Source organism: Pseudomonas sp. AC532, assembly GCF_979258965.1.
This window is the reverse complement of sequence record NZ_OZ409888.1, coordinates 2,375,091-2,401,203: the sequence shown is the minus strand read 5'-3', so window position 1 is coordinate 2,401,203 and position 26,113 is coordinate 2,375,091. Positions and strand designations below refer to the sequence as shown.

Genomic DNA, 26,113 nt, shown 5'->3' with positions numbered 1-26,113 from the left:
TCCGTGGCTGCTGGATCTGGGCGCGATGGCGCTCATGGTACTGAAAAATTGCGTGGCCATGTGCGCCTGTCAGTGAGCGGTGTCGGCCGCTCGCCAGGCCGCCTCGGCGAGCACTGGCAGCCCCTTGAACTGCGGCTTGGCGAACAGATAGCCCTGCATCAGTTCGATCCCGCTGTCAGCGAGAAAGTCCCGCTCGCCGGGCGTCTCGATACCTTCGGCGATGATCTGGATGCCGAGGTCGCGGCAGATGGCGATGATGCCGCGCACGATGGCCTGGCGGGCCCTGTCCTGATCGATGCTGCGAATCAGCGCCATGTCCAGCTTGATCAGGTCGGGCTGGAAATCGGCCAGCAGGGTGAGCCCCGAGTGACCGGCGCCGAAATCATCGATCGCCGTCTTGAAGCCGAACTCCTGGTACTGACGCAGGATGTTGGTCAGGTGCCGGCTGTCCAGCAGGTGGTCACTCTCGATGGTCTCGAAGATCAACCTGTCCAGAGGGAAATTATGCAGCCGGGCCGCCTCCAGCGTACTGCGGATGCACAGCTCCGGGCGGTAGACGGCATTGGGCAGGAAATTGATCGAAAGAAAGGACTGCATGCCCAGTTGCATCGCCTCGGCAATCGCCTGGGTGCGGCAGCGCTGGTCGAACCGGTAGCGGTTGTCGTCGTTGACGCGGTCGAGCACGCTGAACGCGCCTTCGCCCGCGGGGCCGCGCACCAGCGCCTCGTGGGCGAACACCTGGCGGGTGTGGAAATTCACGATGGGCTGGAAGGCGAAGTTGAACGCGAAGTCCAGCTCCTGGCTAGCCTGGCAGCCACGGCATTTTTCGGGATGGGTGAGTTCGCTGGGAAAATGGGTCACTGCTGCTCCGCAATGGCTGGTGCACGATCAAATACTTGTGTCGTTGTGACAATAGAGACAGGCTGATGTAGCAGCAAATTATGACGATGACTCAATCAACGGTGAGGTGATGGTGGCAAAGCAGGATACCGATGACAAGGTACGGCTGGACAAGTGGCTGTGGGCGGCGCGTTTCTTCAAGACCCGCGCGCTGGCCAAGGCGGCGATCGAGGGCGGCAAGGTGCATTGTCGTGGCGAGCGCTGCAAGCCGGGCAAGGAGCCGAAGGTGGGTGAGGAATATGTGATTCGCACTGGCGTCGACGAGCGCACGGTGATCGTCCAGGCGCTGTCGGTGGTACGCCGGGGCGCTCCCGAGGCGCAGGCGCTGTACGCCGAGACTGGCGAGAGCATCGTGCGCCGCGAGCGTGCCGCCGAGCAGCGCAAGGCTGGCGCCCTGGGCGTGCAGACCGATGGGCGGCCCAGCAAGAAGCAGCGCCGCCAGCTGTTCTATCTGCGCGGCGGCTCCGGCGAGTGGGTGGAGTAGGGCTTCAGCGCCCACCGATCAGGCTGGTCGAGCCCAGCAGCGGTACCTTGGCGAGGCGCTTTATCAGCGGCAGGGTCAGCCGCTCCAGCGCGACGCTGGCACCGAGCGCCAGTGGTGTGTAGCAGCTCCAGGCGATGCCCAGCACGCTGAGCAGCACACCGCCTACCAGGGCGTCCGTGCCCCAGTGGGCGCCGGCCACCAGCCGTGGCAGCATGCCGATCACCGCGACCGCCCAGACCAGCAGGCGGCGCCAGCCGGCCGCGAAAAAGCTGCAGAACATCGCCCAGATCATCAGCACCGAGGCGTGATCGCCAGGGAAGCTGCGGCTGGCGCTGTCCTTGAGGTCCCAGCGCTCCTCCCAGGCCGGGAACATCTCGGTCAATCGAGCGCTGCCCTCCACCACCAGTGACGGGCTGGCGTGCTGCCAACCCATGTACTCGACGAGATCGGCGAACAGCACGCGCATCAGCAGCATGACCGTCAGTGCCACCAGAAAAGCATACAGCCCGGTGCGCACCTGGGCTGCCGGAAAGACCAGGCCGGCGCGCAGCATGATGGCCAGCATCACCACGCCCACCCCGGCATCCACCGGGCGCATGCTGCCGATCGCCCAGAGTTGCGCCCACAGCCCGGCCGCATGCGCCGGGTCGTTGAGCAGGTGGAACAGCCACAGGTCGAATTGATTCCAGTAGTGGCGCGTCAACGGCCACAACCAACTGGCGAACAGCAGGGCGATGAGCAGGTGACTGATGATCAGCGCGCGGGGGCGCCATTGAGCGTGCAAAGCGAGGGGCATGGCGGAGGGCTTTCAAGGAAAACCGCCGATTCTAGGCAGCGCGCGGGTGGCGCTGGGGCCTTTCGGGCAACTGTTCAGCCGGCGTTCAGGAGACCGTCGCTGGGCCGTTCTTCGCATTCAGCTTGGTCGACGTCACGTTTGCGCCTAAAATTGCCGACCCCCAGGCCACCTGGAACGACTTCCCTGGCCTGTCTCGCATCTATAAGCAGGCGATCCGTTATGTCCGACTTCACCCAACGCTTTCTTTTCGACGACACCGATGTGCGCGGTGAATTGGTCGGGTTGTCCGGCAGTTACCAGCAGGTGCTGGCCAAGCATGATTACCCGCGCCCGGTTGCGCAGTTGCTCGGCGAACTGCTGGCTGCGGCATCGTTGCTGGTCGGTACGCTGAAGTTCGACGGCCTGCTGGTGCTGCAGGTGCGCTCCGAAGGCCCGGTGCCATTGCTGATGGTGGAATGCTCGAGTGACGGTGAAGTACGCGGTATCGCCCGCTACGAAGCCGAGCGGATCGCCGACGGCGACGGCCTGCTGCAACTGATGCCCGACGGCGTGCTGGCGATGACCGTCGACCCCAGGCAGGGCCAGCGCTACCAAGGCATCGTGTCGCTGGACGGCGACACCCTGGCCGACTGCCTGACCAACTACTTCGCCACCTCCGAGCAGTTGGCCACACGCTTCTGGTTGTGCGCCGACGGCCTGCGCGCGCGCGGCTTTCTGCTGCAGCAGTTGCCTGCCGACCGGCTGACCGACGACGACGAGCGCGCGGCCAGCTGGGAGCACCTGGTGACCCTCGCCGACACCCTGCAGAACGAGGAATTGCTGGGCCTGGACAACGAAACCCTGCTGCATCGGCTCTACCACCAGGAGACGGTTCGCCTGTTCGAGCCACGCCTCATCCAGTTCCGTTGTAGCTGCTCGCGTGAACGCTCAGCGAAAGCGCTGGTCAGTTTAGGGCGGGCCGATGCCGAGCTGCTGCTCAGCGAGCATCACGGCCGCGTGGAAATCGACTGCCAATTCTGCAATGAGCGCTATGGGTTCGATGCCGCTGACATCGCCCAGCTGTTCGCCGGCGGAGGCAGTCAGCAGCCCTCTGACACCCGTCATTGAGGGCCGCCAGCAACGCGTAGGGTGTTCTGATTGGGGGCTGCACCCGCAGCCTGCTTTTCTGGCATAATCCGCGCACTTTTTTAGCTGTAGTCTGCTCTTTGCATGACTACAAACGTTTGGAAGACTCGGCCGTTCGGCCGACGGGGACTCACATGACGCAAGCCAACAACGCTGTGTACACCGACATCAGCACCGCTCAACTGGTCGAGGAAGCCCTTCGTCGCGGTGAGGGCGAACTGGCGTCCACTGGTGCTCTGGTTGTACGCACCGGCCATCGTACCGGGCGTTCTCCGGTCGACCGTTTCATCGTCGACGAGCCGAGCACGTCGGCAGACATCGGCTGGGGCCCGATCAACCGCAAGTTTCCGGCCGACAAGTTCGATGCCCTGTGGGATCGCGTCCAGGCGTTCTCCGATGCACAGGACAGCTTCGTTTCCCACGTTCATGTAGGTTCCGCCGAAGCTCACTACCTGCCCGTCAAGATGACCACTGCCACTGCCTGGCAGAACCTCTTCGGCCGTCAGCTGTTCATCGAGCCGACCCAGTACAACCCGTCTGGCAAGCAGGAGTGGCAAGTACTCAATGTCGCCAACTTCGAGTGCGTGCCGGAGCGTGATGGCACCAACTCCGACGGCTGCGTGATCATCAACTTCGCACAGAAGAAGGTGCTGATCGCTGGCATGCGTTACGCCGGTGAGATGAAGAAAGCCATGTTCAGCGTGCAGAACTTCCTGCTGCCGGCCGCCGATGTGCTGCCGATGCACTGCGCTGCCAACATCGGCGAAGAAGGCGACGTGACCCTGTTCTTTGGCCTGTCCGGCACCGGCAAGACCACCCTGTCCGCCGATGAAAGCCGCTACCTGATCGGTGACGACGAGCACGGCTGGGGCACTGGCGTGGTGTTCAACATCGAAGGCGGTTGCTATGCCAAGTGCATCGACCTCTCCGAGAAGAACGAGCCGGTGATCTGGAAGGCCATCAAGTTCGGCACCGTGCTGGAAAACGTGGTGCTCGACGAGCAGCGTGCGCCGGACTACACCGACGACAGCCTGACCCAGAACAGCCGCGCCGCCTACCCGCTGGAATTCGTCGAGAAGCGCAGCGAGAAGAACCTCGGCGGCGAGCCCAATGCAGTGATCTTCCTGACCTGCGACCTGACCGGCGTACTGCCGCCAGTGTCGATCCTCAACGAAGAGCAGGCGGCGTACCACTTCCTGTCCGGTTACACCGCGCTGGTCGGTTCCACCGAAATGGGTTCGGGTCCTGGCATCAAGTCGACCTTCTCCACCTGCTTTGGCGCGCCGTTCTTCCCGCGTCCGGCTGGCGTATACGCCGAGCTGCTGATCAAGCGCATCCAGGCCTTCGGCTCCAAGGTTTACCTGGTCAACACCGGCTGGACCGGCGGTGGTTATGGCGTCGGCAAGCGTTTCAACATCCCGACCACCCGTGGCGTGATCGCGGCTATCCAGAGCGGCGCGCTGATCGGTACCGAAACCGAGCACCTGCCAATCATCAACCTGAGCGTGCCGAAGGCCGTTCCGGGCGTCGAGACCAACCTGCTCAACCCGCGCAACACCTGGGCTGACCAGAGTGCCTACGACGAAGCCGCCAAAGGCCTGGCCAAACTGTTCATCGACAACTTCACCAAGTTCGATGTCAGCGATGCCATCAAGAGCGCCGGCCCGCAGCTGTAAGCTCGCGCCGTGTTCGACAAGGCCGCCTTCGGGCGGCTTTGTCATTTAGGGTGCAACACTTCTTCTCACACGTGCAGGCGATGCGCGCTGTGAAACGCTCTCTACACAGGTTACGGTTATTGGCCATTCAGCGGTCAATGGAGTGACAGCGTATGCCCACTACCCTCCAACGTGTCTTCGGTTTCAGTCAGCTTCGCCCTGGTCAGGAGCGCGTGATCAGTGCCGTGCTCGCCGGCCGCTCGGCCGCGGCGATCTTTCCCACCGGCTCCGGCAAATCCCTCTGCTACCAGCTGCCGGCGCTGCATCTGCCGCACCTCACGGTGGTGGTCTCGCCGTTGCTGGCGCTGATGCAGGATCAGCTGGCCTTCCTGCACCGGCACGGTATCAGTGCGGCCAGCATCGATTCGGCGCAGAGCCGTGAGCAGGTCAGCGAAACCATGGCCAAGGCCAAATCCGGGGAGCTGAAGATTCTGATGATTTCGGTCGAGCGCCTGAAGAACGAGCGCTTCCGCAACTTCATCGCCGGGGTGCCGATTTCTCTGCTGGTGGTCGACGAAGCCCACTGCATTTCCGAGTGGGGGCACAATTTTCGCCCGGATTACCTGAAACTGCCGGATTACCAGCGCCAGTTCGGTATCGCCCAGGTGCTGCTGCTCACCGCCACGGCAACGCCTCCGGTGATTGCCGACATGCAGAAGAAATTCGCCATCGCCGCCGATGACGTGGTCACCACTGGCTTCTACCGGCCCAACCTGAATCTGCTGGTCGAGCCGGTGGCCGGGCATGACAAGCAGCGGCGCCTGGGGCAGTGGCTCGGCGCCAGGCAAGGCGAGCCGAGCATCGTTTATGTCACCCAGCAGAAGACTGCCGAGCAGGTTGCCGAACAGCTGAGCCAGCAGGGGCTTTCCGTCAACGCCTACCATGCCGGCATGGCGCACGACGTACGCGAGGCGATCCAGCGTCGCTTCATGGCCGGTGAACTGGGCTGTATCGTCGCCACCATCGCCTTTGGCATGGGCATCGACAAGCGCGACATCCGCAATGTGGTGCATTTCGACCTGCCCAAGTCGGTGGAGAATTACAGCCAGGAAATCGGCCGTGCCGGACGTGATGGCGAGCCGTCCGACTGCCTGGTGCTGGCCAACCGCGACAGCCTCAACGTGCTGGAAAATTTCGTATACGGTGACACGCCGGAGCGCGACGGTATCGAGCGCGTCCTTGAGGAAATCCGCGGTAACGCCAGGGACGGTCAGTGGGAAATGACCCTCAATGCACTCAGCGATCACAGCAACATCCGCCAACTGCCGCTCAAGACGCTACTCGTGCAACTGGAGTTACGCGGCATCATCGCGGCACGCTACGCCTATTTCGCCGAGTACCGTTTCAAGTACCTGGTCGAGCCGGACGCCCTGCTGGCCCGCTTCGAGGGTGAGCGGCGGCAGTTCGCCGAGGCCATCGTCAGTGCCTCGACGCGCGCACGCACCTGGTGCACCGTGGATTTCGATGCGCTGTATCGCACGCACCAGGCGGAACGCGCACGGGTGGTCAAGGCGCTGGACTTCTTCCAGGAGCGCGGCTGGATCGAGCTGGAAAGCAAACAGATGACCGATGTCTATGCGCTGCTGCAGCCTGATTTCGACGCGGCGGTACTGGCCACCGAGCTGCACGATTATTTCCTGGCGCAGGAAGGCAGCGAGATCCGCCGCATCCAGGCGATGCTTGAACTGTTCGCCAGCGAGCAGTGCCTGAGCCACCGCTTGGCGGAGTACTTCGGTGACGAGCAGGCACCACAGCAGTGCGGGCACTGTTCAGTGTGCCGCGGCCAGGTCGCGCGGCTGCCCCAGCCACCTTCGCTCCCGCCGCTGGCCACGCTGGATCGCGACGCCCTGTGTGGCGCATTCAGCGAGCGATACCAGGGTGCACGCGGTGGTGAATTGCCCAGTAACGAATGCCTTGCACGCTTTCTCTGCGGCATCAGCGTGCCGCTGTTCACCCGCCTCAAGGCCCGGCAGATCCGCGGTTTCGCGGCGCTGGAGGACTACCCGTATGGCGAAGTACGGGCGTGGCTGGGCGGTAGCGGGGTATCTGGCGCGATGCCGCTGCCGCGATAGGCCATACTGCAAGGCTTCGAGTTTGGAGCCGGTAAGCCATGACCCTATCCGTGCCACGGCGCATGGCCCGCGCGATCAACGCGCAGCCCGCCGAGCTGGCCGCCGCGCTGGCGGGCTTCGCGTTGTTCTTCTGCCTGTTCTGCGGCTATTTCATGCTGCGACCGATCCGCGAGTCGATGGGTATCCAGGCCGGGGTGGACAACCTGCAGTGGCTGTTCACCGCCACTTTCGTGGTCATGCTGCTGGCCGTGCCGCTGTTCGCCTGGCTCAATTCCCGGGTGCCACGCATCCATTTCATCGACTGGGTCTATGGGTTCTTCTGCCTCAACCTGCTGGCGTTCGCCGTAGCCTTCAGCGTCATGGCCGAGAACCTGTGGATGGCGCGGGCATTCTACGTGTGGATCTCGGTCTACAACCTGTTCGTGGTGTCGGTGGCCTGGAGCCTGATGGCCGACGTGTTCGACTCGCCCCAGGCCAAACGGTTGTTCGCCTTTATCGCCGCTGGTGCCAGTGTCGGCGGCCTGGCCGGCCCGGCGGCGAGTGCACTGCTGGTAGGCGCGGTGGGTGCCAGCGGCCTGGCGTTGCTGGCCGCGCTGCTGCTGGCCGGAGCCTTGGCGCTGAAACACTACCTGATGGGCTGGCGCGAGCGCGCCGGGGCGGGGCGCCCGGGCGCCAGCCAGGCGGAAAATCCGCGGCGGCCGGTGGCCGGCAATCCGTTCAGCGGCATGACGCGGGTGTTCAGGTCTTCCTACCTGCTGGGCATTTCCGCTTTCGTGATCCTGCTTGCCACGGTCACCACCTTTCTCTACTTCGAGCAGGCCCGGCTGGTCGCCGAGCTGTTTCCCGACCGCGACGAGCAGGTGCGGGTGTTCGGCCTGATCGACTTCGTGGTTCAGGCCGGTGCGCTGCTCGCCCAGTTGTTCATCACCGGCCGGGTGGCCCAGCGCCTGGGTGTGCGCACGCTGTTGGCCGCAGTGCCGGTCCTGGTGTGCGTGGGGTTCCTGGCCCTGGCGCTGGCGCCGACCTTCGCCGTGCTGGCCGGCCTGATGATCGTGCGGCGTATCGGTGAGTACGCCTTCGTACGGCCGGGACGCGAGATGCTCTTCGCGCCGCTGGACGCCGAGAGCAAGTACAAGGCCAAGAACTTCATCGACACCGTGGTCTATCGCGGTGGCGATGCACTGAGCGGCTGGGCCAAGAGCCTGATCGACATGCTCGGCTACGGGGTGGCGCTGATCGCCGTGATCGGCGCACTGTGTGCGGCCATCTGGGGCCTGCTCGGCTGGTACCTGGGCGGGCGCGCCGACCGCGGCGACACCGGGCTGCCGCCGCCGCGTGGCGACAGCGGGGCGTCCGTCACGCGTTGATCAGAGCGCGCGCTTCGGCGAAGCAGGCTTCGGCCAGCGGCGAGCGTGGCGCGCTGCGGCGCATGATCAGGCCCAGTGGCGCCAGCGTGTGGGCGTCCTCGATGGGCGTCAGCAGCAGGTCGTTGGTGAACTCGGCCAGGCCGTTCTGCAGCGGCATGATCGAGCAGCACAGGCCGGCGCTGACTGCCTGCAGCAGCTGGTGCACGGCATCGGTTTCCAGTTTCGGCAAGGGGGTCAGCCCGCGGGAGCGGAAGCTGTGGTCGATCGACTGGCGAAAGTGCATACCGGCCGACAGCAGGCCCAGGGGCAGATCGATGAGGCTTTCCCAGCGCAGGGTGGTTTCCGTGAACTGGAAGTGACGGCGGTCGTACAGCAGGCCCATGCGCGTCGCCGCCAGCTCGAGGCTGTCGAAGTGCTCGCGGTCGAGGCGGTCGAGGTACGACAGGCCCAGGTCCAGCTGATTGCTGCCCAGGCGTTCGAGGATCTGGTCGCTGCTCAGCGCGAACAGCTGGAAACGCAGCCCGGGATGCTGTTCGGCGAACAGCTGCACCAGCTCCATCGGATCGAAGCCGGACAGCGGCACCACGCCAAGGCGCAAGGTACCGACCAGTTGCCCACGGCAGGCCGCCGCCTCGGCATACAGCCCGTCATGGGCAGCCATCAGGCTGCGCGCCCAGGCGAGGATGCGCTCGCCTTCGGCGCTGAAACCTTCGAAGCGCTGGCCGCGGCGCACCAGCTCCAGCCCCAGTTCGTCTTCCAGGTTGCGCAGGCGCATCGACAGCGTTGGCTGGGTGACATGGCAGCGCGCCGCCGCCTGGCCAAAGTGGCGGGTCTCGTCGAGGGCGATCAGAAACTTGAGCTGCTTGATGTCCATGGGCGTTTCGTCAGGGCGTAGGGGCCGCTGTCACGGCGCAGGAAGGCCTGCAGGGCAGGCGCAGGCAGGAGTCTAGCAGCCCGATCAGGACACCACCGTGTCGTCTTCGGGCTGGGCGTGGCGCTCGCCGACCCAGTACTCGATAAGGTCACGCAGTTGCGACAGCTCCACCGGCTTGGCCATGTGGCCGTCCATACCGACCTGCCGTGCGCGCTCCTTGTGCTCGTTGAGGATGTGCGCGGTCAGCGCCACCACCGGGGTACGCTGGCGGTGTTCGGCGATTTCCCAGGCACGCAACTGCTCGGTTGCCGAGAAACCATCTAGCACCGGCATCTCGCAATCCATCAGCACCAGGTCGTAGCGCTGCGCCTTCATGGCGCTCAGGGCTTCTTCGCCATTGCTCGCGGTGTCGGGTTGCACGTTGAGCTTGCCGAGCATGCCGCGGATCACCTTGGTGGAAATGCTGTTGTCTTCGGCGACCAGAATGCGGAAGTCCTCCGGCACCACCAGTGCTGCGCTGTTGGTGATCATCGGCGTGGCCTGCCCACGCTGGCGCTGGGCCAGCTCGTCGGCCAGGGTGGCCTTGAGGGTGTAGCCGGCCACCGGTTTGGCGAGGATGCGCTTGATCCCGGCGTTGCGCGCGATGATCTTGCTCGGCGCGTGGCTGATGCCGGTGAGCATGACGATCAGAATGTCGTTGTTGAGGCTCGGGTCTTCCTTGATCTTCGCCGCCAGCTGCATGCCGCTCATGCCGGGCATCTCCTGGTCGAGCAGCACCACGTCGAAATACTCGCGCATGTGCGCCTTGGTGCGCAGCAGGGCCAGTGCCTCCTTGCCGGAAGGCACGCTGCTGACGTTCATGCCCCAGGCGTTGCACTGCTGCATCAGCACCTTGCGGCAGGTGTCGTTGTCGTCCACGACCAGCAGACGGGTGCCTTGCAGAATTGCGTCGATATCGGTGTTCGGCTGCTGCAGGCGCGCGTTGTCCAGCGGCAGGGTCAGCCACAGGGTGGAACCCTGGTTGCCACCGCTCTGGATGCCGAACTCGCCGCCCATGAGGCGGATCAACTGGCGGGCGATCACCAGCCCCAGGCGCCCGCCCATACGGGTGGCCGACAGGAAGTCGCGGCTCTGCAGCTCGGTGTTGAGCAATGCGTCGCGCTCGCTGGCGTTCAGTGGGTGTCCGCTGTCCTGCACGGCGAAGCGCAGGCGCGGTTGCTCGCCACTGGTATCGAGTGCCACCACCAGCAGGATCTCGCCCTCGCTGGTCTGCTTGAAGGCGTTGTCGAGCAGGCTCAGCAGGGTCTGGCGCAGCCGGGTCGGGTCGCCGCTGACGATTCGTGGCACCTGTGGCTGGATGAAGCTGATCAGTTCGATCTTCTGCAATTCTGCCTTGGCGCGGAAGATGTCCAGGCAGTCTTCGGTCAGCGCGTTGAGGTCGAACTGCACGTCATCGAGCTCGATCTGCCCGGACTCCAGCTTGGAGATGTCGAGGATCTCGTTGATGAGGTTGAGCAGCTCGTTGCCGGAACTGTGAATGGTCTGCACGTAATCGCGCTGCTTCGCCGACAGCGGCGTGCCGAGCAGCAGCTCGGTCATGCCCAGTACGCCGTTCATCGGGGTGCGGATCTCGTGGCTGATCTTGGCCAGGAACTCGGCCTTGGCCTTGAGTTCTGCATCGCTGGCCGCCAGGGCCGTGCGAGCCCGCGAGGCGGCGCGCTGCAGGTGCCGCTGGTGTTCGGCCAGGGCCGCGCTGAGCACCACGCCGCTGAGGGTGGCGATGCTGAACACGCCGGTTACCAGCCAGCCGGGGTCGAGCTGGTCGAAGCCGAACAGGATCGGTATGAACAGGCCGAAGCCGATGTTGAAGACCACCATGCCGCCGACGATCAGTCGGGCCGACTGGTAACCGTTATGCCAGTGCACGCCGCTGACCAGCAACACGCAGAGGGTACCGACGAACACGGTCAGGTATACCAGGGCGCTGTACCAGAGCATGCCAGTGATGAGGATGGTTGCCCCCAGGCCGAGCGTCAGCAGCGCATGCACGAGCAGCACCGTATTGAGCTTGCTGTGCTGCATCGGCGTGCTGCGGAAGAAACCGAGCGCGAAGCACGACAGGCAGAGGGCGGCGATCAGCGCGCTGATGTCGGCGATCAGCGACTGGTTGTAGCCCAGGCTTGGCACCCAGGCCGCCAGCATGCCCAGATTCGCTGCCGCGCACACCGCCAGGCCGGCGTGCAGGCCCGCCAGCCAGAGGCTGCAGACCGAACGTGCATAGGCGAAGCGGATCAGGTTGTAGACCACCACCAGCAGCAGGGCACCGAGCAGCGCACCGAACAGGTAGGCGGGCTTCTCCAGGCTGACCAGCTCGCTCTCGTCGATGACCTTGAACCAGGCCATCAGCGGGTGGTTGGAGGTCATCCGTACGTAAACTTCCCGGGCCTGCCCGTCATTGGGAAGCGACATCAGGTAGGCCCGGGAGGGCAGCGGCCGCGAGCTCAACGGCATCGACTCGCCGGTGTGCACGCGCTGCTCGATCTGGCTGCCCTGCAGCAGGTAGTAGTCGAGAAACTGCACGCGCGGTGCAAATACCCACAACCAGTACGGTGCCTGGTGCGGCGGCACGTCGAAGCGCAGCCACACGGCCTTTTGGCTGGGTGGGTAGGTGAAGGCGAGGGTGTCGAGGGGCAGAAACTGGTTGCGCCGGGCGCGCACGTCTTCCAGGGTCATCTGTGCGCCATCGTCGGTAAATACCGACCAGCCGGTGGCATAGGGCGCTGCAACCCGCTGTGGTGCCGCGATGCTCGACGTGCAGGCACCGGCCAGAAGCAGGCTAACGAGTAAACCTATGGCAATCCTGAGCCGTCGCACGTGGCAATCCCTTTAGGTGATACGGCTGCATTATAGCCAGCCGTGGGGGGTGCAGACCATGGAACCGAGACGCATGCTGACAGCCGAAAACCACCGATGCTCAGCGGCTTTCGGCATATTGCCGACCGGCGGCAGCGCCGGCCGCCATGGTCTTGTTACATCAGTTTTCGCCGCGCTCCCGGGCGATCGCCCGGTAGCCGATATCCGTGCGATGGAACATGCCGTTCCAGCTGATTTTATCGGCCAGGCGATAGGCCTGCTGCTGGGCATCGGCGACGCTGGCACCGATGGCGGTGGCGCACAGCACGCGGCCACCGGCGGTGACCACTTGGCCATCTTTCAGGACGGTACCGGCATGGAATACCTTGCCTTCCAGCGCCGCAGCCTCGTCCAGGCCCTCGATCACATCACCTTTGGCATAGTCGCCCGGGTAGCCACCGGCGGCCAGCACAACGCCGACGGTCGGGCGTGGATCCCAGCGCGCTTCGACCTTGTCCAACGCCTTGGCCAGCGCCGCCTCGACCAGCAGCACCAGCGACGACTCCAGGCGCACCATGATCGGCTGGGTTTCCGGGTCGCCGAAGCGGCAGTTGAATTCGATGACCTTGGGCTTGCCAGCCTTGTCGATCATCAGGCCGGCGTACAGGAAACCGGTATACACGTTGCCTTCGGCGGCCATGCCGCGCACGGTCGGGTAGATGACTTCGTCCATCACCCGCTTGTGTACCTCGGCGGTGACCACCGGAGCCGGCGAGTAGGCGCCCATACCGCCCGTGTTGGGGCCGCTGTCGGCGTCACCCACGCGCTTGTGGTCCTGGCTGGTGGCCATCGGCAGCACGTTCTCGCCGTCGACCATGACGATGAAGCTGGCTTCCTCGCCGTCGAGGAACTCCTCGATCACCACCCGCGAACCGGCTTCGCCGAAGGCGTTGCCGGCAAGCATGTCGCGCACTGCGTCTTCGGCTTCCTGCAGGGTCATGGCAACGATCACGCCCTTGCCCGCTGCCAGGCCGTCGGCCTTGATGACGATTGGCGCGCCTTTTTCGCGCAGGTACGCCAGCGCCGGCTCGACTTCGGTGAAGTTCTGGTAATCGGCGGTAGGGATGTTCTGGCGCGCCAGGAAATCCTTGGTGAAGGCCTTGGAGCCTTCCAGTTGGGCGGCGGCGGCCGTCGGGCCGAAGATATCCAACCGGCGGGTGCGGAACAGGTCGACCACGCCTTTGACCAGCGGCGCTTCCGGGCCGACGATGGTCAGTTGCACGTTCTGCTCGGCGAAATCGGCCAGGGCCTGGATGTCCAGCACGTCGATGGCGACGTTCTCGCACTTGGCTTCGGTGGCGGTGCCGGCGTTGCCTGGCGCGATGAAGACCTTCTCGACGCGCTTGTCCTGCGCCACTTTCCAGGCCAGGGCGTGTTCACGACCGCCGCTGCCGATGATCAATACGTTCATGTCTCTCTCCCAATGGAGGCGGGCATCAGCCCGTTAGGTGGATAGCAGAGCGCTGTCCACCCTACAAATTCCGAGGTCGCGATCGGGCTGGTAGATGCAAGGCGCAGCGGGTTTCGATAAGCGGAGTTGCCTGTTGGCAATGAGCATTATCGGAGCCAGCTGCAACGCCGCAGATGCCTGTCCGAGTGCGGCCGATTTTAGTGCCTGAAATGGCGCATGCCGGTGAACACCATGGCAATTCCGGCTTCGTCGGCGGCGGCGATCACTTCGTTGTCACGCATCGAGCCGCCCGGCTGGATCACCGCGGTGATGCCTGCCTTGGCTGCGTTGTCGATGCCGTCGCGGAACGGGAAGAAAGCATCGGATGCCATCACTGCGCCGGGTACCGGCAAACCGGCGTGCTCGGCCTTGATGGCGGCGATGCGCGCGGAGTTGACGCGGCTCATCTGGCCGGCGCCGACACCGACGGTCTGGCGGTTCTTGGCATAAACGATGGCGTTGGATTTGACGAACTTGGCCACCTTCCAGGCGAAGATCAGGTCATGCACTTCCTGCTCGCTAGGCGCGCGCTGGGTGACGATCTTCAGGTCATCTGCGCTGATCATGCCGATATCGCGGCTTTGTACCAGCAGGCCGCCGTTGACACGCTTGTAATCCCAGCCCGGAGCGCGCTCGGCCGGCCATTCGCCGCATTCGAGCAGGCGCACGTTGGCCTTGGCGGCAACCACTTCACGGGCGGCGGCGCTGATTTTCGGGGCGATGATCACTTCGACGAACTGGCGCTCGACGATGGCCTTGGCGGTTTCGCCGTCCAGCTCGCGGTTGAAGGCGATGATGCCGCCGAACGCCGACTCGGTATCGGTGGCGTAGGCCAGGTCATAGGCCTTGCGGATACCGCCTTCGTCTTCGGGCACCACGGCCACGCCGCAGGGGTTGGCGTGCTTGACGATCACGCAGGCCGGTTTGACGAAGCTCTTCACGCATTCCAGCGCGGCGTCGGTGTCGGCCACGTTGTTGAACGACAGCTCCTTGCCCTGCAACTGCACGGCCGTGGCCACGCACGCCTCGTCGGCGTGCTCGACGTAGAACGCGGCCTTCTGGTGCGGGTTCTCGCCGTAGCGCATGTCCTGCGCCTTGATGAACTGGGTGGTGAAGGTGCGCGGGAACAGGCTGCGGTCTTCGGTGGACAGGGTGTCGCGGCCCTGGTCGATGGTGCCCAGGTAGTTGGCGATCATGCCGTCATAGGCCGCGGTGTGCTCGAAGGCCTTGAGGGCCAGGTCGAAGCGCTGCGCGTAGCACAGGCCGCCGATTTTCAGGGAGTCGATGACCGCGGCATAGTCGCCGGAATTGACCACGATGGCCACGTCTTTGTGGTTTTTCGCAGCCGAACGCACCATGGTTGGGCCACCGATATCAATGTTCTCGATGGCGTCGGCGAGGTCACAACCCGGCTTGGCCACGGTGGCGGCGAAGGGGTACAGGTTGACTGCCACCAGGTCGATCGGCTTGATGCCGTGCTCGTCCATCACCGCGCCGTCGAGGGCGCGACGACCGAGGATGCCGCCGTGGATCTTCGGGTGTAGGGTTTTCACCCGGCCATCCATCATTTCTGGAAAACCGGTGTAATCGGCCACTTCCACTGCCGCCACGCCATTGTCCTTGAGCAGCTTGTAGGTGCCGCCGGTGGAGAGAATTTCCACGTTGAGGGCAACGAGCTCGCGGGCGAATTCAAGGATGCCGGTCTTGTCGGAGACGCTGATCAGCGCGCGGCGGACGGGGAGGCGGGTGGTCTGGTCGGTCATTTCAGAATCCATCAGAGCAGAGTATTAGCAAAAAAGGCGGCTTCGTTAGAGCCGCCCTTTTCAGGAGTTCGGGATCAGAGCAGATCGTACTGCTTGAGCTTCTTGCGCAACGTGCCGCGATTCAGGCCGAGCAGCTCCGAGGCTTTGGTCTGGTTACCCTTCACATAATTCATGACGGTTTCCAGCAGCGGGGCTTCCACTTCGGTGAGCACCAGGTTGTAGACGTCAGTGACGTCAGCCCCTTCAAGGTGAGCGAAGTAGTTGTGCAGGGCTTTCTCGACACTGCCGCGCAGGGTCTGGCCTTCTTCGCTCGGTGTGTTGAGGTGCTGTTTCAAACTGGCGTTGTCGCTCACGGGTGCAATCCCACTTCCTAAAGTCTCGTTCAACATGGTCATGCGGCCACCCCTTTTTCGTCGTTGTAGCGCTCACCGAAGAACTGGCGAACGCTTGCACACTGCGCCTCCTGGCTGTCCAGACGATTGAACTCGGCTCGGAATTCACGGGCGCCGGGCAGCGTCGCGAGGTACCAGCCGACGTGCTTGCGGGCGATGCGCACACCCATCACGTCGCCATAGAAGACGTGAAGGGCGGCCAGATGCTCGAGCAGAATGCGTTCAATCTCGTTCAGCGCAGGGGCGGGGCAGTGGGCGCCGGTGCGCAGGTAATGCTCAATTTCTCTGAAAATCCATGGGCGGCCCTGAGCCGCGCGGCCGATCAGCAGGCCGTCGGCGCCAGTCGCGGCCAACACCAGGGCGGCCTTTTCCGGTGAGTCGATATCGCCATTGGCCAGCACCGGAATGGACACGGCTTGCTTGATCGCGGCGATGGTCTCGTATTCGGCCTCGCCGGTGTAAAGGTCGGCACGGGTACGCCCGTGTACCGCCAAGGCGACGATGCCGCACTGCTCGGCGATACGTGCCACCTCCACGCCGTTCTTGTTCTGGCGGTCCCAGCCGGTGCGGATCTTCAAGGTCACCGGTACGTCCACCGCAGCGACCACGGCCTCGAGAATCGCCTGCACCAGCGGCTGGTCCTTGAGTAGCGCGGACCCGGCGGCCTTGTTGCAGACCTTCTTGGCCGGGCAGCCCATGTTGATGTCGATGATCTGGGCACCCAACTGCACGTTGGCGCGGGCTGCCTCGGCGAGCATCTGCGGATCACCGCCGGCGATCTGAACGGAGCGCGGCTCCGGATCGCCGCTGTGAATCATGCGCAGGCTCGATTTGCGCGTATTCCACAGGCGCACATCGCTGGTGACCATTTCCGACACCACCATGCCGGCGCCAAGGCGGCGGCAGAGTTGGCGAAATGGCTGATCGGTGACGCCGGCCATGGGGGCCAGGATCAGTCGATTGGGCAATGTATAAGGGCCGATGCTTAGCGCCGACATAGGGCTTCCCTGCTCAAGAGACGTGCTGTTGAGGCCAGTAGGAGAGTGCGAAAAGGGGGGAGATCATACCCGCTCTGAATGACCGGATAAAGGTTGTTTTGAACAAAATCTGAACAGTTGAGCGGTGGCTTTCGGTCGCATGCCGGGTTCGCCGCGTTGCAGAGGGCTGCCCGCGAGCAGCCGTTGATCGGCTGGTCAGGCCTTACTCGGGGGAGTGGAAATTGAGGCTGTAGTTCACTGCCCGTGCGCCCGGATCGAGGATGTCGAGGGCGATGTGGATCGGCGTCTGCGGCGGCATTTCCGCCTGGCCGGCCAGCTCGCCCGCCAGGTACTCGCTGGGTTTGAAGCGTCGGCTGGCGATCAGTTGGCCATTGAGATCGGCGAAGCGCATCTCCAGCAGCGGGAAAGGCTGGGAGAATGGGGCGCGGTTGTAGAGGATCGCATCGACGACCAGCGCGCCGCTGAATTCCGGGTGGCTGCGCACCACCAGGTTACTGCTCTTGATCTGGCCGATGTCGACTTTGGACGGCAAGGTGCACCCGATCACCGGGCAGGCCTGCTCGAACCATGGCCGGTACTGGTCCTGGCGAGCCAGCTCGGCGTAGTGGTAGATCACGTACTGGCCGGCCAGCGCCGTGGCGGCCAGCAGGTTGAGCAGCCCCCAGCCGAGCCAGCGGCCCCACGGTTTGCGCGGTGGTTGCCAGTCGAGCTGCAACGGCTCTTCCTCAAGCTCGAACAGCGCATCGTCACGCAGGTTCGGTTCGCTGCGCGCGCGCGCGCGGGCGGTGGCCTTGCTCTTTGCCGGTGGCGGCTCATCCGCGTCGTCGCCATCCTCATGCAGCGGCTCGGCGGCGGCCGGTTCTTCGTCACGCTGGGCGCTGAGGCTGAAGCTCGGTTCGGCGTCCTCGCGTGCCACCGGGCGCGGGGCATCGATCAGGTCGCGGATGCCGGGCGTCTTCGGAATCGGCGGTACGTCATCGAATGCCTGGGGGCTTGGCGGTGGCGGCTGGCCGAAGTCCGTCGAGCCCATCGAAGGCTGCTCGATCAGTGGTTCGAGCTCCAGCTTGCTGACCGGCGGATCGTCACGCAGCAGGGCTTCTGCCCAACGCTCGTCATCGGCCGGCTCGTCATCCTCGTCCAGCGGGTCGAAGCGTGGCGTTTGCCGCGTGGGCTGGTCCAGCTCCAGGAATTGGCGGGACAACTGCTGCTCCTGGGCTTCGAGCTTGGCCAGCTCTTCGTCCAGGTCCAGGTCGTCGAGGTCCAGGTCGTCGTGAATCCACAGGGTTTCGTCGTCGCGTTTGCCGGCCGGCTTGGCAGCCGCCGCTTCTGGCGCCACGCTGGGTGCAGGTGCAGGTGCAGGTGCAGGTGCAGGTGCAGGTGCAGGTGCAGGTGCAGGTGCAGGTGCAGGTGGCTTGGGCGCTGCTGGCGCGGCGGCTCGCATGTCGGGGATGTGATGACCCTGCTCGCGCAACTGGCGAGCCGCGTTGAACACCTGCAGGCAGGCGCCGCAGCGCACTGAACCCTGGGCAATACCGAGCTGCGCCAGGTTCACGCGGAAACTGGTGTTGCAGTTCGGGCATTGGGTGACGAAGCTTTCGGTCATGCGTAATCCGACGGCCGCTGGACGGCAAAAACGGGGCGATAGTCTACCCCAACAGAGTGCAAAAGCCGCATTAAGTGCCGTGCCCGCAATGCGGGCATCGGCTTAGCGGCGGACACCGCTGATGCGTACCCAGCCATCCTGGGTGGCGGTCGGATCGAGCTCGAAGTCGGCGGCGTAGGCGGCGCGCACTTCCTCGGCCTGTTCGGCGAGGATGCCGGACAGCGCCAGGCGGCCACCGCTCTTCACCAGGCGGGTGATCTGCGGGGCCAGGCTGACGAGCGGGCCGGCAAGAATATTGGCGACCACCACGTCAGCTGGTTCCTGGGGCAGGTCGGCCGGCAGGTAGACCGGGAAGCGCTCGGCAGCGATGCCGTTGCGCCCGGCGTTGTCGCGTGAGGCTTCCAGGGCCTGCGGGTCGATGTCGGTACCGACGGCGTGCGGGGCGCCCAGTAGCAGCGCGGCAATCGCCAGGATGCCCGAGCCACAGCCGAAGTCGAGCACGCTGCAGCCGTCCAGTGGCTGGCCGTCGAGCCACTGCAGGCACAGCGACGTGGTCGGGTGGGTGCCGGTGCCGAATGCCAGGCCGGGATCGAGCAGCAGGTTGACGGCGTCCGGCTCGGGCGCTTCATGCCAGCTCGGCACGATCCACAGGCGCTGGCCAAAACGCATCGGCGCGAAGCCGTCCATCCAGCTGCGTTCCCAATCTTGATCTGCTATGTGTTCGACCTGGTGCTCGGGTAGTGCGCCGTCGGTCAGCAGTTGCAGGTGGGCGAGCAGGGCATCGGCATCGGTGTCCGCCTCGAACAGCGCCAGCAGGTGGGTATTGCTCCACAGTGGGGTAGTGCCCAGGTCGGGCTCGAAGATTGGCTGATCTTCGGCATCCATGAAGGTCACCGATACCGCGCCGACGTCCAGTAACGCGTCTTCATAGGTCGGCGCCTGTTCTGGGGTGATGGCGAGGCGCAGCTGTAACCAGGGCATGGATGACTCCCGTGAGGGCAGCGCGAGATTTGAGGTTCGGGCTGCAAAAAATAGGCGGTCAATGGTAATACGACCGGAAACAACAAGGGAGCGGCCTTGGCCGCTCCCTTGTGCACAGCAGGCTGCGTGTTGCTTAGTGCTTGTCCATACCCAGTTTCTTTTCCAGGTAGTGGATGTTCACGCCGCCGTCGCAGAACCCCTTGTCGCGAACCAGGTCGCGGTGCAGGGGTACGTTGGTCTTGATGCCGTCGACGACGATCTCTTCCAGGGCATTGCGCATGCGGGCCAGGGCCTCGTCACGCGTGGTGCCGTAGGTGATCAGCTTGCCGATCAGGGAGTCGTAGTTCGGCGGCACCGTGTAACCGCTGTACAGGTGCGAGTCGACGCGAACGCCGAAACCGCCTGGTGCGTGGAAGTGCTTCACCTTGCCGGGGCAGGGCATGAAGGTATCCGGGTCTTCGGCGTTGATGCGGCATTCCAGGGCGTGGCCGAGGAGTTTCACATCCTCCTGCTTGTACGACAGCTTGTTGCCAGCGGCGATGCTGAGCATCTCCTTGACGATGTCGATGCCGGTGACCATCTCGGTAACCGGGTGCTCGACCTGCACGCGGGTGTTCATCTCGATGAAGTAGAAACGACCATCTTCATAGAGGAACTCGAACGTGCCGGCGCCGCGGTAGCCGATCTCGATGCAGGCATCGACGCAGCGTTGCAGTACTTCGGCGCGTGCCGTTTCGTCGATCAGGGGTGCCGGGGCTTCTTCCAGCACCTTCTGGTGACGGCGCTGCAGTGAGCAGTCGCGGTCGTACAGGTGAATGGCGTTACCCTGGCCGTCGGACAGTACCTGGACTTCCACGTGACGTGGATTGCCGAGAAACTTCTCTAGGTAGACCATCGGGTTGCCGAACACCGAGCCTGCTTCACTGCGGGTCAGGCGGGCCGATTTGATCAGGTCTTCTTCCTTCCAGACCACGCGCATGCCACGACCACCGCCGCCGCCCGCTGCCTTGATGATCACCGGGTAACCGACTTCGCGGGCGATCGCCAGCGCGGTCTCTTCATCTTCCGGCAGCGGGCCGTCAGAGCCAGGTACCACCGGTACGCCGGCTTTGATCATGGCGTGCTTGGCGGACACCTTGTCGCCCATCAGGCGGATGGTGTCGGCTTTCGGGCCAATGAAGGCGAAACCCGAGTTTTCAACCTGCTCGGCAAAATCGGCGTTTTCCGCGAGGAAACCGTAGCCGGGGTGGATGGCGGTCGCGCCCGTGACTTCCGCGGCACTGATGATCGCCGGGATGTTCAGGTACGACAGGTTGCCAGGCGCAGGGCCAATGCAGACCGACTCGTCGGCCAGGGCCAGGTGCATCAATTCGCGGTCGGCAGTGGAGTGCACGGCTACGGTCTTGATGCCCAGTTCCTTGCAGGCACGCAGGACGCGCAGGGCGATCTCGCCGCGGTTGGCGATCAGAACTTTTTCCAGCTTCTGCATTACGGGTTCCCCGTGCATCAGACGATGGTGAACAGCGGTTGATCGTATTCCACCGGCTGGCCGTTCTCGCCCAGGATGGATTCGATCGTGCCGCTGGTTTCGGCCTCGATGTGGTTCATCATCTTCATCGCTTCGACGATGCAGAGGATGTCGCCTTTCTTCACGGTCGAACCGACTTCAACGAAGTTGCCCGAGGTAGGCGAAGCGGCGCGGTAGAAAGTACCGACCATTGGCGAGCGCACCACGGTGCCGTTCAGCTTGGCAGCGGCCGGGGCAGCAGCTTCTGCAGCGGCAGCCGGAGCGGCGGCAGCAACTGGTGCCGGAGCCGGTGCATAGACAGGCTGGGCATATGCCGGCTGCTTGCCGTGACGGCTGATGCGTACGGACTCTTCGCCTTCCTTGATTTCCAGTTCGTCGATGCCGGACTCTTCCAGCAGCTCGATGAGTTTTTTGACTTTGCGAATATCCATAGGTGTTCAACTCCCAGTCTGGTCAGGGTCGTTCAAGTTGTGGGAATGAACCGCCGCTTGAACAGATTGTGTGAAAGCTACTGCGCTCGGTCATGCTGCGTTAAAAACCGGCTAAAAATGCTCATTTACACCTCGTAAACTGCGCTTTCTCACCATTTTTCGCCTTGCCTGACCTTCGCTCGCGACGCTTTCACACGATCTGTAATGGCGCCGGTTTCAGGTGTTTTTGCTTGCCAGGTTTTCCAGAGCCGCTTCCAGGGCCAGCCGATAACCGCTGGCGCCGAGACCGCAGATCACGCCCACTGCCACGTCGGAAAAGTAGGAGTGATGCCGGAAAGGCTCGCGCTTGTGCACATTGGAGAGGTGCACTTCGATGAATGGGATGCTCACCGCCAGCAATGCGTCACGTAATGCGACGCTGGTGTGGGTGAAAGCCGCCGGATTGATGATGATGAAATCGACGCCTTCGTCGCGAGCGGCGTGGATGCGATCGATCAGCTCGTACTCGGCATTGCTCTGCAGGTAGAGCAGGTGGTGGCCCGCCTCGCGGGCTCGCTGCTCCAGGTCCAGGTTGATCTGCTCGAGGGTCGTGGCGCCATAAGTGGCAGGCTCGCGGGTACCGAGGAGGTTCAGATTGGGGCCGTGCAAAACCAGTAGGGTCGACAAATCCGGGCTTCCTTGTTTTTAGCTGCGCGGACTCTGCCAGAAGTGCCGTAGGGCTGTCCAGTTTTCGGGAGTAGTCAGCACGATCCAAGCAGGGTTGGCCGGATATGTGACCGAATTACCTAAAAACGTTCTCGTGCCTGGCTCAAGCGCTCGGAAAACGCCGGCGCATCGATCTCGCCGACCACGCGCAGGTCATGCATTTCCGCGCCATTTGCAGCAAACAGCTGGATGGCTGGCGGGCCGAACAATTGATAGCGATCAAGGACCGCGCGCTGGGCGGCCGTGCTGTCGGTCATGTCGAAGCGCACCAGGCGGTAGTCCGCGAGTTGCGGGCCGATCTGCGGTGAATGGAACACCTCGCGTTCGATCTTCTTGCAACTGATGCACCAGTCGGCGTACCAGTCGAGCAGCAGCGGCTGGCCGCTGTTCTTGGCCTGCGCCAGGGCGGCATCCAGTTCTGCCGGTGTGCTGACGGTTTGCCATGCGCCAGCCGTCGCACTGCTCTGCTGGGTGGCCGCAAGCCCGGTGCCGAGCGGCCGCAGTGGATCGTCGCGGCCTTGCAGCGCCCCAGTCCAGGCGGCCAGCGCATACATCAGCAGCGCCAGCCCGGCGAGTTGCGCCAGCTTGCCACGCGAGCTCTTCGGGGTGAACTCCAGGGCGCCGAGAAACAGTGCCACGCCCGCCGCCAGCAGGCCCCACAGCGCCAGCGACAGCTCTCCCGGCAGCACTCGCTCGAGCAGCCAGACCGATACCGCCAGTAGCATCACGCCGAAGGCATTGCGTACGGCGACCATCCAGGTGCCGGACTTGGGCAGCAACGCGCCGCCACCCGCGGCGAAGATCACCAGGGGTGTTCCCATGCCCAGCCCCAGGGCGAACAGTTGCAGGGCGCCGCCGACAGCGTCGCCGGTGCTGCTGATATAAAGCAGCAGCGCCGTGAACGGCGCGGTGATGCACGGTGAAACGATCAGGCTGGACAGCACGCCGAGGGTCGCCGCACCGGCCAGGGTACCGCCCTGGGTTTGCGCCGCCTTGCGGTCCAGGCGCTCGCGGATGAAGGCTGGCAGGCGTAATTCGAACACGCCGAACATGGCCAGTGCGAACAGTGCGAAGAACAGCGCGAACGGCACCAGGATCCACGGCGACTGCAGCATCGCCTGCAGGTTGAGCTTGGCGCCGAACAGCCCCATCAGGGCGCCCAGAGCGGCGTAGCAGGCCGCCATCGGCAGTACGTAGGCCAGTGACAGTGCAAGGCCGCGGCCTCTGCTCGGCCTGCCGCGCAGCACGACACCGGAGAGAATCGGCAGCATCGGCAGCACGCAGGGCGTGAAGGTCAGGGTCAGGCCAGCGGCGAACATCAATGCCAGGTCGGCCCAGCTCCAGCTGGCCTGGCCGGGCAGTGCGCTGCCGGATGGAGCGGCGATCCCGCCGTTGATGGCCAGGATCTCGGTTTCCGGCGGATAGCACAGGCCCTTGTCGGCGCAGCCCTGGTAGCTGACGGCAAGGTTGAGGGGCTGGTTGTCCGGATTGTTCAGCGGGATCTCGACGTCCAGCACCTCGTAGAACACCTGCACGTCGCCAAAGTACTGATCGTTCTTGTGCAGACCTTCCGGCACGTCGACCGGCTTGCCTGCCAGCTCAGCGGGTTCGACCTTGAACTTGAACTGGTGGCGATACAGGTAATAGCCCTCGGCCGCAACGAAACGCACCGTCGCCGAGGTTGGCGAGCTGTTCACCACGCTGAGCTTGAATGCTTCGCGCACGGGCAGGAAATCCGCGCTGTTGTTCAGCGCCTGGCCGAGCGGCGCAGCGTTCGGGCGACTGTCGAAAACGCCCGCGCTGGCAGGCAGAACGACGAGCATCAGCAGCAGGCAAAGGAAACGTGGCATGGGCATCTCGTGGGGCAGTGATCGCGCCATGATAACGGAGCTGGCGCTCTGCGGCATGAACCATGCGGTAAGTGAGCGTTGCACTGGCGGGGTGTCGCCTGGCCTGAGGGGAAACCGTGCGGCATAAGGCCGCGAGCATTATCCGAAATAGCGTTGGCTGGTTGAAGGCAGAAGCGGACGTAGGGTGGATGACGCTCTTTTCATCCACCATTGCGATCGCAGAGCGGTGGGCGGTTCGGGCCGCGTAGGTGAGGCGTCGTCCACCCTACGACCTTGGGAGCGGGCCTTGCCCGCGAATAATCACGGGCATGGCCCGTTCCCACAATGAATCACCGAAAGTCCGCTCTCGCTTTTTGTCGGCCTACACCCGAAACGCCTGTACCGCCTGGTTCAACTGTCCACTCAGCTCCTGCAGTTCGCCACTCTGTTCGCGACCCTGGCCGATGCGCCGCAGGTTGTCGCTGCCCAGGTGGTGGATGCGCTCGCTGTGATCGCGGATTTCGCTGACGGCGCCGCCCTGGTAGGCGGTGGCGTCGGCGATGCGGCCGGCCATGCTGGCAATGGTGCGAATCGCGCTGACGATTTCGTCCAGTGCGCCGTCGGCGGCGCGCGCCTGGCCCGCCGTGGCTTCGGCGTGTTCGACCTGGCTGCGCATCGCCACCAGTGAGCCGTTGGCGGCCTTCTGCAGGCGGCCGATCACGTCCTGAATCTGCGTGGTGGCAGCGCTGCTGCGCAGCGACAGGGTGCGTACTTCGTCTGCTACCACGGCAAAGCCGCGACCCGCTTCGCCCGCGCGAGCGGCTTCGATGGCGGCATTGAGGGCCAGCAGGTTGGTTTGCTCGGCGATACTGTGGATGACCGTCAATACGCTGCCGATGGTGTCCGTTTCCCGGGCCAGGCGTTCGATGGCCTGGGCGTTGCCCTGCACCTCCTCGACCAGTGCATGCAGGCCGGTCAGGCTGTTGCCGATGACTCTCTGGCCCTGGGCCAGGGCGCGATCGGCGTCGTGGCTGGCGGTGGCGGTCTGGCTGGCATCTTCGGCAACCTGCAGGATGGTCGCTTCCAGTTCGCCAAGGGCGTCGCGGATCTGTGCGGTATCGCTCGCCTGGCGTTCGGCGCCGTCGTGCAGGCCGCCGCTCAGGTCCGCCAGAGTGTGGCTGGACGCGGAAACCTGGGCAGCATGCTGGTGAATGGTGCCAACCAGATCGACCAGGTAGGCGCGCAGGCGATTGAGTGATTCCTCGATGTCACGCAGTTCACGGGTATTGGTGGCCAGGTGAACCTCGCGGCTGAAATCGCCGGCGGCCCAGGCCGACAGGGCCGGCACCAGGCGTTCGAGCAGGCGGCTGAGGCGTCGTTGCAGGGTGTCGATGACCAGTGCGATGAACAGGATCAGGGCCACCATGATGCCGAGGATCAGGCGCACTTCGCCCTGGATGCGACCATGCTCGGCGCGCACCTGGGGCTCCAGGGTGGTGAACGATTGCTGCACGGCAGCCAGCCGGGCGCGGGTGGCGCCGGCGAGCCGGCTGCGCTGTTCAATCAGGCCGCGGGTACGCGCCAGTTCGCCGGGGTAGCGGCTCAGCAGGCTGATGAGTTCGCGTTTGAGGGCGATGCCGCGATCCTCTTTCTCGGCTTGCTGATCGCCATTGTCCAGCCCCATCAGCGAGGCGAAGGCGTTAGCGCCTGCGGCTTCATCCGCAACACCGAGCAGTGCCAGGCTGTCCAGGACTCTGGCCTGCTCCTGCAGTGATTGCACCTCACGTTCTACGTCTGCGGCCAATTCACTGCGCCCACTGCTGACCAATTTGTCGCGGGCCAATGCCAGGCGAGTGAGATGTTGCGACGCCTCGAATAGCGGGCGGCGATAGGTTTGCGCCAGATTGCCACCCCCTTCGTCGGCATATCTGGCGATCTGCGACAGGGTGTCGGCAATTTCCCGCTCGGCCTGAATCAGCAAGCCCTGAGGGTCTGCTGACAGCTTGCCGGCCGCGAGCAACTGGTCGGCGGCGAAGGTTTTCAGCTCCTGCAAGCTGTTGCCCAGATCGCCCGCCAGATTGGCCGGTAGCTCGGCAACGTTCGCCTGCAACGCATCGAGGCTCTGCACCGCCGCGCTGTGACGTAGCGCGTCACCGCTCTCCATATAACCCAGAATATTTCCCGCGG

At 64.2% G+C, this 26,113-nt stretch carries 20 protein-coding genes; 5 read left to right on the top strand and 15 right to left on the bottom strand.

Features of this window, described 5'->3' with window-relative positions; genetic code table 11:
* Positions 1 to 69 precede the first annotated feature (69 nt).
* Positions 70 to 861 (bottom strand): S6 modification regulatory phosphodiesterase RimA, encoded by a 792-nt coding sequence (rimA, locus tag ACZ0AV_RS11465; protein ID WP_499151129.1) that lies wholly within the window; start codon positions 859 to 861, stop codon positions 70 to 72.
* A 109-nt stretch (positions 862 to 970) separates the two neighbouring features.
* Here rimA and ACZ0AV_RS11460 point away from each other — a divergent pair, with 109 nt between their 5' ends.
* Positions 971 to 1,384, top strand: a complete 414-nt coding sequence (locus tag ACZ0AV_RS11460; protein ID WP_499151128.1) for an RNA-binding S4 domain-containing protein — start codon at positions 971 to 973, stop codon at positions 1,382 to 1,384.
* Positions 1,385 to 1,388: 4 nt separating this feature from the next.
* On the opposite strand, the gene ACZ0AV_RS11455 is transcribed toward ACZ0AV_RS11460, so the two are convergent.
* Positions 1,389 to 2,180 carry a phosphatase PAP2 family protein gene (locus ACZ0AV_RS11455; RefSeq protein ID WP_499151127.1) on the bottom strand — a complete coding sequence of 264 codons (792 nt, stop codon included), beginning with the start codon at positions 2,178 to 2,180 and terminating at the stop codon, positions 1,389 to 1,391.
* A 219-nt stretch (positions 2,181 to 2,399) separates the two neighbouring features.
* Between ACZ0AV_RS11455 and hslO the strand changes: the two genes are divergently transcribed.
* From hslO to ACZ0AV_RS11435, 4 genes are all read left to right on the top strand, one after another.
* Positions 2,400 to 3,287 carry an Hsp33 family molecular chaperone HslO gene (gene hslO / locus ACZ0AV_RS11450; RefSeq protein ID WP_499151126.1) on the top strand — a complete coding sequence of 296 codons (888 nt, stop codon included), beginning with the start codon at positions 2,400 to 2,402 and terminating at the stop codon, positions 3,285 to 3,287.
* Between the two features lie 152 nt (positions 3,288 to 3,439).
* Positions 3,440 to 4,981, top strand: a complete 1,542-nt coding sequence (locus tag ACZ0AV_RS11445; RefSeq protein ID WP_499151125.1) for a phosphoenolpyruvate carboxykinase — start codon at positions 3,440 to 3,442, stop codon at positions 4,979 to 4,981.
* A 152-nt stretch (positions 4,982 to 5,133) separates the two neighbouring features.
* A complete protein-coding gene (locus tag ACZ0AV_RS11440) occupies positions 5,134 to 7,092 on the top strand; it encodes a RecQ family ATP-dependent DNA helicase (RefSeq protein ID WP_499151124.1) in 1,959 nt (652 codons plus the stop codon).
* Positions 7,093 to 7,130: 38 nt separating this feature from the next.
* Complete coding sequence (locus ACZ0AV_RS11435; RefSeq protein ID WP_499151123.1) at positions 7,131 to 8,459, top strand: NTP/NDP exchange transporter; 1,329 nt, start codon at positions 7,131 to 7,133, stop codon at positions 8,457 to 8,459.
* Here ACZ0AV_RS11435 and ACZ0AV_RS11430 read toward each other — a convergent pair.
* The 13 genes from ACZ0AV_RS11430 to ACZ0AV_RS11370 form a co-directional block, all read right to left on the bottom strand.
* Positions 8,449 to 9,333 (bottom strand): LysR family transcriptional regulator, encoded by an 885-nt coding sequence (locus tag ACZ0AV_RS11430; protein WP_499151122.1) that lies wholly within the window; start codon positions 9,331 to 9,333, stop codon positions 8,449 to 8,451. The two genes, ACZ0AV_RS11435 and ACZ0AV_RS11430, sit on opposite strands and share 11 nt — an antisense overlap.
* Before the next feature lie 84 nt (positions 9,334 to 9,417).
* Positions 9,418 to 12,207: a hybrid sensor histidine kinase/response regulator gene (locus ACZ0AV_RS11425; RefSeq protein ID WP_499151121.1), complete on the bottom strand. Its 2,790-nt coding sequence runs from the start codon at positions 12,205 to 12,207 to the stop codon at positions 9,418 to 9,420.
* A gap of 160 nt (positions 12,208 to 12,367) precedes the next feature.
* Positions 12,368 to 13,657 (bottom strand): phosphoribosylamine--glycine ligase, encoded by a 1,290-nt coding sequence (purD, locus tag ACZ0AV_RS11420; protein ID WP_499151120.1) that lies wholly within the window; start codon positions 13,655 to 13,657, stop codon positions 12,368 to 12,370.
* 197 nt (positions 13,658 to 13,854) lie between these two features.
* Entirely contained in the window at positions 13,855 to 15,459 is a 1,605-nt protein-coding gene (gene purH / locus ACZ0AV_RS11415) for a bifunctional phosphoribosylaminoimidazolecarboxamide formyltransferase/IMP cyclohydrolase (protein WP_499151119.1), read from the bottom strand.
* A gap of 74 nt (positions 15,460 to 15,533) precedes the next feature.
* On the bottom strand, positions 15,534 to 15,854 hold the full coding sequence (fis, locus tag ACZ0AV_RS11410; RefSeq protein ID WP_042554510.1) for a DNA-binding transcriptional regulator Fis: 321 nt from the start codon (positions 15,852 to 15,854) through the stop codon (positions 15,534 to 15,536).
* Positions 15,851 to 16,849, bottom strand: a complete 999-nt coding sequence (dusB, locus tag ACZ0AV_RS11405; RefSeq protein WP_499151118.1) for a tRNA dihydrouridine synthase DusB — start codon at positions 16,847 to 16,849, stop codon at positions 15,851 to 15,853. Before dusB ends, fis begins: the two co-directional genes overlap by 4 nt.
* Positions 16,850 to 17,051: 202 nt before the next feature.
* Positions 17,052 to 18,452: a DUF3426 domain-containing protein gene (locus tag ACZ0AV_RS11400; RefSeq protein WP_499151117.1), complete on the bottom strand. Its 1,401-nt coding sequence runs from the start codon at positions 18,450 to 18,452 to the stop codon at positions 17,052 to 17,054.
* A gap of 102 nt (positions 18,453 to 18,554) precedes the next feature.
* The gene (gene prmA / locus ACZ0AV_RS11395) at positions 18,555 to 19,433 is read right to left on the bottom strand and encodes a 50S ribosomal protein L11 methyltransferase (protein WP_499151116.1); all 879 of its coding nucleotides are present in this window, start codon (positions 19,431 to 19,433) and stop codon (positions 18,555 to 18,557) included.
* Positions 19,434 to 19,566: 133 nt separating this feature from the next.
* Positions 19,567 to 20,922 carry an acetyl-CoA carboxylase biotin carboxylase subunit gene (gene accC / locus ACZ0AV_RS11390; protein WP_499151115.1) on the bottom strand — a complete coding sequence of 452 codons (1,356 nt, stop codon included), beginning with the start codon at positions 20,920 to 20,922 and terminating at the stop codon, positions 19,567 to 19,569.
* 17 nt (positions 20,923 to 20,939) lie between these two features.
* Entirely contained in the window at positions 20,940 to 21,392 is a 453-nt protein-coding gene (gene accB, locus ACZ0AV_RS11385; protein WP_499151114.1) for an acetyl-CoA carboxylase biotin carboxyl carrier protein, read from the bottom strand.
* A gap of 216 nt (positions 21,393 to 21,608) precedes the next feature.
* Entirely contained in the window at positions 21,609 to 22,058 is a 450-nt protein-coding gene (aroQ, locus tag ACZ0AV_RS11380; RefSeq protein ID WP_499151113.1) for a type II 3-dehydroquinate dehydratase, read from the bottom strand.
* Between the two features lie 119 nt (positions 22,059 to 22,177).
* A complete protein-coding gene (locus ACZ0AV_RS11375; protein WP_499151112.1) occupies positions 22,178 to 23,947 on the bottom strand; it encodes a protein-disulfide reductase DsbD in 1,770 nt (589 codons plus the stop codon).
* A gap of 361 nt (positions 23,948 to 24,308) precedes the next feature.
* Positions 24,309 to 25,352: a methyl-accepting chemotaxis protein gene (locus ACZ0AV_RS11370; protein ID WP_499153348.1), complete on the bottom strand. Its 1,044-nt coding sequence runs from the start codon at positions 25,350 to 25,352 to the stop codon at positions 24,309 to 24,311.
* Between the last annotated feature and the right edge of the window lie 761 nt (positions 25,353 to 26,113).

What these genes read in the sequence shown, in the direction of transcription:
- ACZ0AV_RS11460 (WP_499151128.1), top strand. Translation starts at nt 971, where the DNA reads ATGGTGGCAAAGCAGGATACCGATGACAAGGTACGGCTGGACAAGTGG.
- ACZ0AV_RS11455 (WP_499151127.1), bottom strand. Translation starts at nt 2,180, where the DNA reads ATGCCCCTCGCTTTGCACGCTCAATGGCGCCCCCGCGCGCTGATCATC.
- hslO (WP_499151126.1), top strand. Translation starts at nt 2,400, where the DNA reads ATGTCCGACTTCACCCAACGCTTTCTTTTCGACGACACCGATGTGCGC.
- ACZ0AV_RS11445 (WP_499151125.1), top strand. Translation starts at nt 3,440, where the DNA reads ATGACGCAAGCCAACAACGCTGTGTACACCGACATCAGCACCGCTCAA.
- ACZ0AV_RS11440 (WP_499151124.1), top strand. Translation starts at nt 5,134, where the DNA reads ATGCCCACTACCCTCCAACGTGTCTTCGGTTTCAGTCAGCTTCGCCCT.
- ACZ0AV_RS11435 (WP_499151123.1), top strand. Translation starts at nt 7,131, where the DNA reads ATGACCCTATCCGTGCCACGGCGCATGGCCCGCGCGATCAACGCGCAG.
- ACZ0AV_RS11430 (WP_499151122.1), bottom strand. Translation starts at nt 9,333, where the DNA reads ATGGACATCAAGCAGCTCAAGTTTCTGATCGCCCTCGACGAGACCCGC.
- purD (WP_499151120.1), bottom strand. Translation starts at nt 13,657, where the DNA reads ATGAACGTATTGATCATCGGCAGCGGCGGTCGTGAACACGCCCTGGCC.
- purH (WP_499151119.1), bottom strand. Translation starts at nt 15,459, where the DNA reads ATGACCGACCAGACCACCCGCCTCCCCGTCCGCCGCGCGCTGATCAGC.
- fis (WP_042554510.1), bottom strand. Translation starts at nt 15,854, where the DNA reads ATGACCATGTTGAACGAGACTTTAGGAAGTGGGATTGCACCCGTGAGC.
- dusB (WP_499151118.1), bottom strand. Translation starts at nt 16,849, where the DNA reads ATGTCGGCGCTAAGCATCGGCCCTTATACATTGCCCAATCGACTGATC.
- ACZ0AV_RS11400 (WP_499151117.1), bottom strand. Translation starts at nt 18,452, where the DNA reads ATGACCGAAAGCTTCGTCACCCAATGCCCGAACTGCAACACCAGTTTC.
- prmA (WP_499151116.1), bottom strand. Translation starts at nt 19,433, where the DNA reads ATGCCCTGGTTACAGCTGCGCCTCGCCATCACCCCAGAACAGGCGCCG.
- accC (WP_499151115.1), bottom strand. Translation starts at nt 20,922, where the DNA reads ATGCAGAAGCTGGAAAAAGTTCTGATCGCCAACCGCGGCGAGATCGCC.
- accB (WP_499151114.1), bottom strand. Translation starts at nt 21,392, where the DNA reads ATGGATATTCGCAAAGTCAAAAAACTCATCGAGCTGCTGGAAGAGTCC.
- ACZ0AV_RS11375 (WP_499151112.1), bottom strand. Translation starts at nt 23,947, where the DNA reads ATGCCACGTTTCCTTTGCCTGCTGCTGATGCTCGTCGTTCTGCCTGCC.
- ACZ0AV_RS11370 (WP_499153348.1), bottom strand. Translation starts at nt 25,352, where the DNA reads ATGGTGGCCCTGATCCTGTTCATCGCACTGGTCATCGACACCCTGCAA.